This window comes from Bartonella sp. AU16XJBT (assembly GCF_028618665.1).
Taxonomy (GTDB): Bacteria; Pseudomonadota; Alphaproteobacteria; order Rhizobiales; family Rhizobiaceae; genus Bartonella.
The window spans coordinates 1-13,339 of record NZ_JAQITF010000021.1; the positions used below are offsets into that span (position 1 = coordinate 1).

Sequence of the window (13,339 nt, forward strand, 5' to 3'; positions counted from 1 at the left end):
TATACTTTAGATGATGTTGCACAATATATTGATATGCATAGTCATGTTATTAATTTTGGGACTAAAGATAATGCACCTGATGATGTACGGATTAAAACAGCAGAGAACACTCTCGATTTACAATTTACCTCTTCCTACAAGAGTTTTTTAAAAAATTATGGAGGAGGAGAAATAGGAGGTGAAGAAATATTCAGTATTTATGAAATCTGTGCTGGTATTCCTGCTGGTGATATTGTTTACCGAAATTTGCTCGATAGAAGAGATGGTTTTACGCATCCCAAACAGCTTGTTGTCTGCACAACTGATTTTGGTGAAAGCTTTTACTTTGATTATACTCAGTTTCGGGATGGAGAGTGCCCGCTCTATCTTAAGTTTCCACTTGACGATCCCCAGTATTACGCAAGTAATTTTTATGAGTTTCTCTGCAAAAGAATTAAAGAGTACGCAGGGGAAGATTCATGAAAACTTACACTTTAGATGATGTTATACAATTAGTTGATAAATAGGATAATTGCGATTTATAGATTGTTATGAAAACATCTAAAGAGAGATTGATAATTATAGAGATTAGAAAAATCCCTTTTAATAGGCTTTTGTTATTTTGATTAGTTCTTTTTAAAAGATAAAATTATATTTTTATTGAGTGATTAACACGTGTCTTATGAAAAGCGTATGATCCTTAAAGCCTTTCAAAAGATAGCTTGTAACTCATATGAAATGTATCAAGATCATTATAGTTATGAGTTTTGGGGGTGCTTTTTGTACGTATTATTTTATTTTTTTAATTAAAAATAAAAATCATTATATTTCAATGCGTTAATGTTTTAAAGAAACAACCTATATTAAATACAATCCATAAATACAATCTATAATATATATTTAAAGGGGTTTTAAGAACCTACAAAACCTATAAGTAATATAAGAAAAATGAATATACATAACTCTCTTTAAACAAAGCTTTTGAAAACAATAAAGCACTCATTTTAGATTACGGTATAATCTTTTAAAGGCAATGTAAAAAATCTAATTCACTTTAAGAGTGGGTTTCTTAAAAGTCTTAAAGCAATCCAAAGTAGAGTATCTAAAAGTGCAAATGATTTCTTTTTAGAATAACGCATATAAACACTCCTTTTAAAGATTGTATGTAAGCAATGTATAAAGGGGGGATAGAACCTATAGGTATAAGACCCTATACCCCTTATGCGTTTATCATACTTATTATGTGAGCATGCTTTATAAGTTATTCAGTTTCTCTTATTTCTAATTTTGGTAAGTTTTTTACAATTTTCATTGTTTCTAAACTTACGGTAATAATCCTTTGAAATAATTCTAAAGGGTAGGCAGGGTTGCCAACGGTTTCAACAGCATAACGATTGGCATCATTCACAATACCACTCTTTTTATCTGTCTTTACACATTGACGCCCCATAACCCATTCAAGAGCGGGTTTTCCATTGACGATATACTCATAAGCTTCAAGAGGGATATCTGTCATGGTAATATTGCTATTGTAAAAAACAGTTGATTTATCCTTTTCGGATTTTCCTTTCTCTTTAGCTGCTTTTGCGAATTTCATTTCAGTTACATAATAGAATTTTTCGGGATTAGAGATCTCTGTCTGTTTTGGGTTGCCCTTTTTAAAGGTCACGGGATAAGGTTCTATGCTTTCATAATTCACGTGCAAATGACCCAGTTCACGCCCTGCTGTTACAAATTTCCAAAAGTCATCAGCAGTTTTTACGCAAGGGATACGAGGCAATTCTTTAGAGAGGTTGTCAGCATAACGGGCGCGATAATCTTCCGAATGAAGTAAACCGTAAACATAATAGAATAGATCATCTTTTGTTATGGTTTCACTCGGATAAGCAGCTTTAAAATGGTCTAGACCTTCATCAGTAATAGCATCACGGCGTTGTAAACCAACAGTTGTGCTTTCTTCTGTAGAATGCATAAATAAATGGGATTGTTTTTCACTTTTACTTTTTGAAACTGGAGTGTCTTCGTAAAAATATCTTGGAAAGCATTGTCCATTATCTATTGCATAGTAATCAGGTAAACTTTTTGTCATCAAAACAGAAAATCCACTTCTTGCCCCTACAGAAGAAATTTGTATCACCCTATTTAAAATAACATCTTCCATGGGAAACATATATGGTATTTGACAGACTGCTTCATTAAAGATGCGATTATAATAAAGCCATTGCTGCGTAAAAGGACGATATAGGCTTTGAATAAGGCATGTCTCTTCAAATTTAAAAACTTTTCCTTTTGTTAACTGTTGTTTTAGCTTAAGGCTCCAGCTAATTTTTTTTGTATTCGTGTTAACAAAATTATCTACAGCATTTATACGTGTTTTGCGATCAGAATGTGCATAAGTATTATTAAAACGCTCTACTTCGCTATTATAGAAACTAATCATATTACTCATATTTTTTGCAAGAGATATACAGCTTGAATTATATGCCCAAGCGTCACGATTAGTTTTTAAACCACAAGAAAAATTTTTAAAAAGCTTTTTATTACGTTCTTTTCTATCCCCCATAGATAAAAATGCCTTGAAACTATCATCACGTTGACCAAGCCAATCACCATGCTTGTCTGGTGTAATGAGTTGCCAGCCTTGTTCATGGGTAATACCATCAATACTGCAAAATTCGTCAAGGATCTCAAGTTTCCTTTTAGTTGTAAGATTACTACCAATGTCGTGATAGTAAATTTTACATGATTCAGTCACATTGGGCTTTTTGATAAAGAGCGTTATAGCGATACCGGTCATACTACCATTGCCAAAAACATTTTCACCTTCTTGAGCAGCTCCATTACTTAACATATTTTTACGTATATCCCCCCGTAAATTAAGCACATAAATACTCGTAAACTCTTTGGCTAAAGATTTTCGTAAACCATCCATTGTTGGCTTTTCTACATAACTAGAACCAGAAACAAAGCCGATTACTCCAGCATTACCAATACGGTCACTAGCCCAGCGAATAGCACGAATATAACTGTCGTAAAGTGCTTGCCTAAGACTTGCTTTAGATTGAGCAGCATAAGTTTTACGAATACGGTCATTTAATATCGGGTAAGGGGTATTCTTTGCATTATCATTGGCATTTTTTTGCCCTACGGAATAAGGAGGGTTGCCAACGATAACTTGGATATTTGTTTCCTGCTGTTTTTTGCACCGTTCCGAATTCTCAAACATATAGTGTGTGAAGAAATCTTTTTCTTCAAGCATCAGAAACGTATCGGTTAAACAAATCCTTTCAAAGGGTATATATTCACCTTTCATAAGACTATGATAAGTCGATTCAATGTTAATCGCTGCTATGTAATAGGCAAGTAAGACAATTTCATTGGCATGGATATCATGACGGAATTTATATTCCATATCCTCTGGTTTGATCAGTCCAGATTGTAAAAGTCGTGTAATAAAGGTTCCAGTTCCAGTAAAAGGGTCAAGAATAGAGACGCCTCGAGAACTTAAGCTTTGTCCAAACTCTTGCTCTAAAACATCATTGACGGAATGTAAGATAAAATCAACTATTTCAATAGGCGTATAAACAATCCCAAGTTTATCTGTTGTCTTTTTGAAGGCTTTGGTAAAAAAATCTTCGTAAAGTTTGATAATAAGATTCTGTTTTGCTCGCGTTTCAATAATACCCTCTGTATCATCCTTTACACTTTGATAAAACTTTTCAAGATTTTTGGATTCGTCTTTGATATTCATCTTATCAAGTTCTCTTAAGATCTTTTCCATAGCTTGCGAGATGGCGTTTTTACTCACAAACTCATTTCCATCAAACAAGGATTCAAAAATAGGTCGTGTCACAAGGTGTTGCGCCAACATCTCGAGTGCATCCTCTTGTTCGATACTGTCATTTAAACCGTTCTTTAATTCTTTATGAAAGGCATGAAAGGCGCGATAAGCTTCACTCTTTTTATCAGCGAGTATGCTTTTAAGACGAATAATATGATTTTGTGCAATTGCAGCTACATTGCCAGCCCAATTTCCCCACTGATTAGGCTCTCCACATTTTTTGACAATGATGGGCTTAATAGCACGCGATAATTCATCAACATAAAACTCGAATTCTTTTTGTCCTCCATATTTATAAGAGCTTTCACTTGCTACTGAACCAATATGAAGCCCAACACTTTCCGATTTTGCGTGGAAAGAGAGTTCGTCAACAACAGCGGTCATTGCTTGTAAAGCAGGGTCAAAAGTGACCCCTACAATCTCAAACACATGACGAACATTTTGGTCTAGCTCTAAGGCTTTTATTTTGTTTTTAAAGTTGTCATCATGAGCACGCAAAGCATTGAGAACTTGCCAGATGACATCATACTTCGTATTGTTTTCTAAAGCCTGTTGTGGTGGAATATTAAAGGGAATACCAACGGGTAAAATAATATAGCCTGTTGTTTTACCTTCTGCGCGACGCATCACGCGCCCCACCGCCTGTATCACATCCACATGACTTTTACGCGGGTGTAAAAACATAACCGCATCAAGAGCAGGGACATCGACTCCTTCAGAGAGACAGCGGACATTGGTTAACACACGGCAGTTATTCTCATCTGTATCTTCTTTAAGCCAATCAAGTAATTTATTACGATTTTTGCCATTAAAAGATCCATCAATGTGCTTAACATCAAAGATAAGAGAAGTCTTACTTTCGGGAACAAATTTATGATATTCATCAATGGCATCATTGAATAGTTCGCTAACTAGTTGAGACGTCTTGATATTTTTACAAAAAGCCAGAGAACGACGCATAGGTTTTATGCCATCTTCTTCTTTCTTTTCTATTTGGGAAAGTGCTTTGTAGCAGCCAATGATTTTGGTTGTATCATCAAGGATAAGTTCGGAATTTTTATCTTTAAGGCGTTTCTGAATCGTTGCGTTAATAATTGCTTCATCAACAGCCAAGACGATAACTTTATAGGGTGTTAAAAGTTTATCTTTTAGAGCTTTTGAAAAAGTATAAGTGTAAAGATTTTTTCCATAGAGCTCTTCATCATCCATGGACGCCAGAACAGCATCAGATGCGTCAGCCTTCTTTTTCAGCTTGTCGGTAAAGATCTTAGGGGTTGCCGTCATGTACAGACGTTTTTTGCTCCGAATGATGCTGTTATCATGAACCTTGATAAATTCAGATTCACGCTTGTCTGTTCCTAACACAGCTCCAGTGGTACGGTGTGCTTCATCACAGATGATCAGATCAAATTCGGGTAAATCATACTTTTTTTGCGCATCCGAAATCACTTGGATTGAATGGTAAGTAGAAAAGACCACAGTCATTACATCAAGAGAAGTTTTATTGGCTTTACGCGCAAGCTCTTTGGCATCGGTCGTAGCCGGTAAAACAAGGTCTGATGCATCGAGACCAGCTTCATCATCATTTTTATTATTCTTACGACGCTTTCCCACTTGTGTATCCGAACACACAGCAAAGGAACGCAAAGGCACTTCTGTATCTTCTGTCCATTCACGGATTGTTTGAGAGATAAGAGCAAGAGAGGGCACTAGAAACAATACACGCTTGCCAGTTCCTGCTATGGTTTCTGCTATCTTAAGACTGGTGAAGGTTTTACCCGTACCACATGCCATAATCAGCTTGCCACGGTCTGCTTCTTTTAAACCCTCACAGACTTTCTCAAGGGCTTCTTTCTGATGATCTAAAAGCTTTTTCTTTGGTTTCTCTTTAAGGACGGCTTGTCCTTGTTCTTTATAAGCGCCCCAATCGATTTGACTGCTTTCCAAATCAAAAAGGTTAATACGTTGAATACGAACCTCTTGTCCTTCACAAGTCAGTTCAACATTGTCACTCCAATCTGTTTCGGTGCTATCAACCAGTATGCGACGGGTGAAGATTTTTTTGCCCGAGGCAGCGATAAAGCTATCAATATCTTCTTTTTTAATTATGTGAGAAGCGTCATAGCATTTACATTGAATAGCCGCATAACCACCTTCATCACGGATTGTAGCCACCAGATCAATCCCAATATCCGTTCCATCTTCATCATGCTCTTTCGCCCATTCATAATAGGTTTGAACCTTTTCGTATTCTTGCTTTTGCAACGGGTCTTCAGCTAAATAAACCTTTACAAGGTTTTCAAACATGGTTCCTAATTCACGGGGTGATTTTGATTGTTCGCGATAATATTCCAACAGAGAGCGTAAAGTGACTTGTTCATTATCAGAGTTAACAGATTGCAGCATATTGTAATAAAAATCCCTTGCCTTAAGAGATGATCAATAACCATCAAAAGAATCAAAACGAATTCAATCAAATGCACTTAAAGCAAATATCGATAAAAATGGGAAAAAACTGATAAAAAAAGCGGATATTTTTTCAAAAGGGGTTTTTAAAGGTTGTTTATCAACAGCCCATGACACGGAATAAGATCAGCAAAATAGTGAAATTTGCTATTCGTTTTATGATAAAAAAGACAAATGAACTATGTGCTTTTAAGATATCAAAGTAAGTATTTTGATAAGTTTTATAGAGAGGTTTTGTAGGTTCTTACCCCCCCCCCAAAACCCCTACAAAACCCCTTTTTATATATATTATAGATTGTATTTATAGATTGTATTTAATATAGGCTGTTTCTTTAAAACGTTAACATATTGAAATATAATAACTTTTATTTCTAATTAAAAAAATAAAATAATACCTATAAAAAGCACCCCCAAAACTCATAATGGGGAGTGCTTTGAAGAGTTCACTGTTATATTGTTAATGTTCTATAAGATTTCCAAATTGCCTCAGTGTGATGTTTTATGGCTTGTCACTAAGGGATTCCATTCATAGCGTATGGTAGGTCGACCGCCTTGTGAGCTCTTGTCTCCAGAGATTTCACGTATATAGTTACAACGGCATAAAAGCTCTAAAGCTTGCTTAACGGCTCCATTATCTTTGAAACATTTCCAATCACGTTTATAAATATCCCTTGTTGTAAAAACATCGGGTAAACAATCACAACGTTCGACAATTAATTTTGCCCCCTCTGTTGCTAAGCTATCCGCCGCCGCATAAAGCCTTTTGACATGACTTAACAAATATTTTTCCCATCGCAAGGCTATTTCAAGGGCATCTCTATTGATTTCAAAACGCCCACCATCAGCCAGTTCAAAAATCAATGCAAGGGTTGGTATGGTTTGATTCATTTTCAAAAGATGTGCTTTTAAACTTGATGAGAAATGACCATTCTTTATTCTTTTCTGAAAATCTTCCCACCATTTACGAAAGATCTCTTGGGCTTCGGCAGAAAAGCGTATGGTTATCGGATATTTTGGTGATCCAAACGGTTTATCATAAAGAGAACGAAAAACCCCTTGATAACTTTCCCATGCCTTTTGATTAGGAGGTCTATCAACCCATAACTGCTCTTGTCGTTCATCGGGAAAGATCAGCATTTGAAACCGTTGCATAAGACCATCATCGTTTATTCCACGGTGCATGTCTTGAATAATGGGAATAATACGTGCAGGTTGAATACCCCCTATAATAGAGACAGTTGCATTGGGAATAAAAATGGTTCCCCGCCCTATACGGTCATAGGTGTATGACTTATTGCCATTAAAAGCTGTTAGATAGAAAGAACGGTCTGATTGATATTCCTTTCTTTCCAAATTGGCTAAAAAACCAGCCAGTTCATCACGCACCAACAAGAGACCACGGGGGTTTTCTTTTAAGAGTTCCCCAAGCTTTTCGACAGTCACATCATTGACGATAAGACGTCGTTTTATAGAACTATCATCTTCCTCACTTTCTTTGTGTTCAAGAGTTTGTGAAAGAAGAGCAAGGGCTTGTTCTTCATCTTGATCTTTGAGTGCTTTATAGGCTTGTTTTTTCTTTTCTCGTTTATCTAATTCACTAAGAATCTCTTTTGTTTCTTGCTGTTTTTTCTTCTTTACCCACTCTTGATGCCATTCCTCTTGAAAGGCATAAAGAGGTTCTAAAGCAGCGTCCATGCTACCTGTTTTCATGGTCGAAGGTTCCCCCACAATGATACCCCAGAGATTAGGAACAATTTTCCAATTGGCATGTTGTTTTGGTGCAACCCGCACGCCATTGCCAATGACAGCAGCCAAGGCACAGAGAGCAGAGATAGCAATAAAATCCATAGGGGCTTGTTGGCTATCCGCAACGTCATAAACATAGTTCATTAATGGCGTTGGCAACTGTAATAAGCTAAAAGGCTCGACGGGTAAGAGAGCCGCCGTGATAGGCTTTATTTCGCCCCAACCATTTTGTTGCAATGCTTGTTTATAAGGAATGGCTTCTAAACAAGTCTTATCATTTAAAAAAGCATTATCGTTATCATTGAATGAAACATTTTGATTGTTGGTATCGACAATATTGTTGTTATTCTCTCTCATTTATTTATACCTTTCAGTATCAAAACATCATTGAAATCTAGACCGTAGGGGGCTTGCATGATAAAGACCTCAAAGTCTTGGCTATAAGCACGCTTTGCTAGGGTAAAACCTGCTTTACGACCCGCATCATCCCCAACCATTGCGATTGTCAGACGTCCTTTTATCGGGGGTAAATTCACACGCATCATGCCACTGGTGGAAAGAGATGCCCATAAATTAACGGGCTCTGATAATAAACCAGACAGTAGAGACAGACCGGTTTCAATGCCTTCACAAATAACCAGATGTTTTGAATTTTCTTGACTTAAATACACAGCACCGCCCATAACAGACCCCAACATGGCTTTGGCTGGTTTCTGATCTGCTTTGCAGCCATTGGTTTGTAAAAAGGTTCTATGAATGGCAAAGGAACCAGCCTCCTTAACAAGCGCTACCAACGCGGGCAATGTCATTCCTAAAGGGTGTGGACATTTGTCATGAAAGCGTAAATCAGCAGGCAATTCACATGTGATCCCCCGCATGCGTAAATAGGTTTCTGCTTTGTGTTTTGCTCGTTTAAGATCAGCACAAAACTGTTTTGAGAAAGAAAGCGTATGATCATAAGCTTGTTTTCCAAGCAATCCAATTCTAATAAGCGCTTGTATGATCTCTCTAAAAGAGCAGCCAGCATAACAATAGAGTAAAAGACGTCCATCATGTCCATTGGCAAGGGATAAGCTAGGCAGCCTATCATCATGAGCAGGGCAACGGGCTGTTCCATAACGCCCATGCCAAACTCCCGGCACAGCACGTGTAATACCCCGCGCATTCTTAAAAGAACACATCATTTTAAATCCTATAACGTTGCGTCACAGGACGGATTGTGCTATCTCTAGATTGATGAGTTTGAGAAAGCCTTGTCCGTCCTTACGTGACAAGGTTTTTTTTATGCCACGTCGTTATAACGTTGCTGTTTCGCTTGCTCGATTACATTCAAGAGATCCGACTGTAACCAACGGGATAAAAAACCAAATTTTAAGGGTTTTGGGAGAGAGCCATTGGTGACATGACGGCGGAAAGTTGAGACACTCATATGAAGCAATTTTGCACTTTCATGGTCTGTTAAAAGAATATCATTTTCTGTCATTCTAAAATCCTTTCATTCTCAAAAAATAGAAACAAATCATGCCTATTTATTAAACACATTTTGGTTCATTTTTGAAGGTATTTTATTTATAAAAAACAATATTTTATCATATAAATTCTCATGTGATAAATTATGAGTCTTATTGAGAGAGAATGAGAGAGAAGAGAGCTAAAGTTATCAACAGATAATGGGGTTATGCACCCCATATCTTAAGATTGACCGGTGACATAAGCCGCCCATTTATCCATATAGACACGGCGCTGTTCTAGATAGTCAGTCCGACGATAGGCACGCTCTACTTTCCCCCCAACTGTATGACTTAGAATAGTTTCAGCGACCTCATAAGGGGCATCGGTTGTTTCAGCAAGCCAATTGCGTAAACTAGAACGAAAACCATGGGGGCAGGCTTCAAGGTTATTGTCTCTCATATACTTTGACATAACCATAGGTGAAATAGGAGCCCGACTAGAAAAAGAAAAGATGAAATTACTTTTAGAGATACAACGGGCTTGTTCTATCACTTTCATTGCCTCTGATGATAAGGGAACGCGAAATTCTGTTGTAGCATCGCGCTTTCCTTTCATATTTTCAGCAGGTATGATCCATATATCTCCATCAATCTGATCTTCACGAATATGACGCAAGGGATTGGTACGAACCCCTGTAAGGATAAGCAAACGCAAAGCCAGTTGTGTGGGGTTTGTTGTTTGGCAAAGCGTTTTATAAAAAGCGGGAACATCTTTCCAATCCATTGCAGGTAAGTTTTTGATTTTATGGCGTTGTTTTCCTAAGAGAGCTTGTGCTTTTGTTACTGCTTGTAAATCAACATCCAAACCCAAAGCAGCCGCATGTTTGAGACAAAGATTGAGACGAATGAGAGCTCTACGCGCTGTAACAGCTTTTGTATGCCAGATAGGGGCAATAGTGTTGCGTATCTCTGTTTGGGTAATCTCAGAAACCGGCAGACAACCTAATTTAGGGAGAATATGAAGGCGTAATGGTAAAAACCAATCTCCATCTTTACCATCATTCTTGAGTTCAGCTTTACGAGTTTCAAAAGCATCCACGGCAATATCTTTTAAATAATGGAGATTGCTTATTGCTTCACGCTTTTGTTTATTGCGTTCTTTAATAGGGTCACGACCCTCACGTAAAACAGAACGCCACCCAGTTGCCAATTCACGGGCTTGTTTTAAAGAAACATCTCTTAAAGCACCCAATCCCATTTCACGACGACGTCCGTGAATAGTATAACGGTAAATCCATTGAGCACCTCCATCTTTACGCTTATGAAGAAGCAAGCCGGCACCATCATTATATTTGCCAGCCCCCAATGTTGCGACAGATCTTGCATTAAGACGGTTCATAAGAGCCATTTTTTAATCCTTTCTTATACAAATTTTATCCACACACTCATCCCACTTGTTATGTGCAAATGAGTGGTTTTGATTGATTCAAGATAAGCAGGTTTGAAATGAGAGAATCCTACGTTATTCGAGACTCTCATTCAATATGCAAAGCAGTAAATTATCATTATAAATCAATATCTTGAACATATAATGCAAGCCATAAAGATTTAATACAAAATATGAGTGCTATGATTACTTTTTATAATAGTGAAGTAAAAAGTTTTAAAGATACCTGTCCTCATGCTGACCGTAAAACACGTAATAAAATTGTAAACAATTTTATTAACATTGATGCTACAAAAATCAGTTGGAGTACTACTCTCAAACAAGAATTGATAAGAAGCAAATTTTCCAAATTTGAGAATAATTGCCTTATTCAAAGCCTTTATCGCCCTTTTATACGACAGTGGCTCTATTATAATCGCACCTTTAATGAATCAGTTTTTCAAATGCCGCATATATTTCCTATGGGACAAACAGTTGAAAATAAAGTAATACACGTTACCGGCATAGGGTCAATGAAAGACTTTTCTGTATTTATGAGTAAGACTGTGCCTGATTTTAAGGTAATAGAGAATGGTCAATGCTTTCCACGATACCTGTATGAAAATGTTAAATCTTCTGTAGGTAATGAGAATAAAAAACAAACTCATTTATTTACAAACTCTATAGAGGAAAACAAAACAGCTGGTTTACAACGCCGTGATGCCATTACTGATGTAGGTCTAGACCATTTTAAAACGGCTTATCCTAATGAAAAAATCACTAAAGATGATCTATTCTATTACGTTTACGGTTTACTTCATTCGGAAGATTATCGCGCCCGTTATGCTGATAACCTCTCTAAAGAATTGCCTCGTATCCCTTGTGTAAAGAGTTCTGATGATTTTTGGAAGTTTGTGACAGCAGGGCGTGAACTGGGGCATTTGCACGTAAATTATGAAGATGTGGAACCTTATCCAGTGACCTTTAAAAAAGGTAATCCAAAAGTTACAGAGATCTCTACTCCCGAAGAATTTTACTATGTTACAGAAATGAAATTCTTTAGTGAAAATAAGATAAAAGATAAATCCACTGTTTTTTACAATAGCAATATCACAATAACAGATATCCCTCTTGAAGCTTATAAGTATATCGTCAATGGTAGACCTGCTCTTGAATGGGTTATGGGGCGTCAATGTGTAAAGACTGATAAAAAGAGTGGTATTGTCAATGATGCCAATCGCTATGCCGTTGAAACCGTTGGCAACCCTGCTTATCCTCTAGAGTTGTTTCAAAAGGTTATTACCGTAAGTTTAGAAACAATGAAAATCGTAAAAAACTTACCAAAATTAGAAATAAGAGAAACTGAATAACTTATAAAGCATGCTCACATAATGGGTATGTTAACCTTACAAGGGGTATAGGGTCTTATAACAGTCTATACCCCCTTTATACATTGCTTACATACAATCTTTAAAAGGATAATTTATCATGCGTTATTCTAAAAAGAAGAAACTTGCACTTTTAGATACTCTCATTTGGATTGCTTTAAGACTTTTAAGAAATCCACTCTTAAAGTGAATTAGATTTTTTTACATTGCCTTTAAAAGATTATACCGTAATCTAAAATGAGTGCTTTATTGTTTTCAAAAGCTTTGTTTAAAGAGAGTTATGTATATTCATTTTTCTTATAGATTTTGAAGGTGTAAAAACCGTAACCCCCCCCTCAAAACATATATTATTGATTGAATTTAGAGGTTGTATTATCAATAGAGGTTGTTTTTTAAAGATCTGTAAAATCTTAACACATTGAAATATAATGATTTTAATTTTCTCTCATTTAAAAAAATAATATAGGCTCTAAAAAGAACTGACAAAAATGACAAAAGTCTATTAAAAGGTATTTTGCTGATTTCTATAATTATTATTCTCTCTTTAGATGTTTTCATAACAGACTATAAATAACAATTATCCTATTTATCAACTAGTTGTATAACATCATCTAAGGTATAGGTTTTCATGAATTTTCCCCTGCATACTCTTTAATTCTTTTACAGAGAAATTCATAAAAATTACTTGCGTAATATTGGGAATCGTCAAGTGGAAACTTAAGATAGAGTGGGCACCCTCCATCCCGAAACTGCGTATAATCAAAATAAAAGGTTTCACCAAAATCAGTTGTGCAGATAACAAGTTGTTTGGGGTCCGTAAAGCCATCTCTTCTATCAAGCAAATTTCGGTAAACAATATCACCAGCAGGAATACCTGCGCAGATTTCATAAATACTGAATATTTCTTCACCTCCAATTTCTCCTCCTCCATAATTTTTTAAAAAATTCTTATAGGAAGAGGTAAATTGTAAACCAAGAGTGTTCTCAGCTGTTTTAATTCGCACCTCATCAGGTGCATTATCTTGAGTACCAAAATTAATAA

The 13,339-nt window shown here is 36.4% G+C and carries 7 protein-coding genes and 1 pseudogene; 2 read left to right on the forward strand and 6 right to left on the reverse strand.

The features are described from left to right. The coding region (locus PVV66_RS08425) for an SMI1/KNR4 family protein (RefSeq protein WP_273719359.1) at positions 1-462 on the forward strand (462 nt) is incomplete at its 5' end. Positions 463-1,240: 778 nt separating this feature from the next. On the opposite strand, the gene PVV66_RS08430 is transcribed toward PVV66_RS08425, so the two are convergent. From PVV66_RS08430 to PVV66_RS08450, 5 genes are all read right to left on the reverse strand, one after another. Continuing rightward, positions 1,241-6,226 carry a type ISP restriction/modification enzyme gene (locus tag PVV66_RS08430; protein WP_273719360.1) on the reverse strand — a complete coding sequence of 1,662 codons (4,986 nt, stop codon included), beginning with the start codon at positions 6,224-6,226 and terminating at the stop codon, positions 1,241-1,243. A 546-nt stretch (positions 6,227-6,772) separates the two neighbouring features. Beyond that, positions 6,773-8,389: a YfjI family protein gene (locus PVV66_RS08435; protein ID WP_273719361.1), complete on the reverse strand. Its 1,617-nt coding sequence runs from the start codon at positions 8,387-8,389 to the stop codon at positions 6,773-6,775. After that, positions 8,386-9,216 (reverse strand): toprim domain-containing protein, encoded by an 831-nt coding sequence (locus PVV66_RS08440; RefSeq protein WP_273719362.1) that lies wholly within the window; start codon positions 9,214-9,216, stop codon positions 8,386-8,388. The genes PVV66_RS08435 and PVV66_RS08440 overlap by 4 nt, the downstream gene beginning before the upstream one ends. Positions 9,217-9,314: 98 nt before the next feature. Next, complete coding sequence (locus PVV66_RS08445) at positions 9,315-9,515, reverse strand: AlpA family transcriptional regulator (protein WP_273719363.1); 201 nt, start codon at positions 9,513-9,515, stop codon at positions 9,315-9,317. A gap of 209 nt (positions 9,516-9,724) precedes the next feature. Continuing rightward, positions 9,725-10,891, reverse strand: coding sequence for a site-specific integrase (locus tag PVV66_RS08450; protein ID WP_273719365.1), 1,167 nt, complete (start codon positions 10,889-10,891; stop codon positions 9,725-9,727). 179 nt (positions 10,892-11,070) lie between these two features. Here PVV66_RS08450 and PVV66_RS08455 point away from each other — a divergent pair. After that, positions 11,071-12,279: pseudogene (locus tag PVV66_RS08455) on the forward strand (type ISP restriction/modification enzyme); the annotation flags it as partial. Between the two features lie 644 nt (positions 12,280-12,923). Here the strand turns inward: PVV66_RS08455 and PVV66_RS08460 are convergent. Next, positions 12,924-13,337 (reverse strand): SMI1/KNR4 family protein, encoded by a 414-nt coding sequence (locus PVV66_RS08460; RefSeq protein WP_273719366.1) that lies wholly within the window; start codon positions 13,335-13,337, stop codon positions 12,924-12,926. Positions 13,338-13,339: the final 2 nt, after the last annotated feature.

Coding starts and splice junctions, on each gene's coding strand:
- PVV66_RS08430 (WP_273719360.1), bottom strand. CDS start 6,226: ATGCTGCAATCTGTTAACTCTGATAATGAACAAGTCACTTTACGCTCT.
- PVV66_RS08440 (WP_273719362.1), bottom strand. CDS start 9,216: ATGATGTGTTCTTTTAAGAATGCGCGGGGTATTACACGTGCTGTGCCG.
- PVV66_RS08435 (WP_273719361.1), bottom strand. CDS start 8,389: ATGAGAGAGAATAACAACAATATTGTCGATACCAACAATCAAAATGTT.
- PVV66_RS08450 (WP_273719365.1), bottom strand. CDS start 10,891: ATGGCTCTTATGAACCGTCTTAATGCAAGATCTGTCGCAACATTGGGG.
- PVV66_RS08445 (WP_273719363.1), bottom strand. CDS start 9,515: ATGACAGAAAATGATATTCTTTTAACAGACCATGAAAGTGCAAAATTG.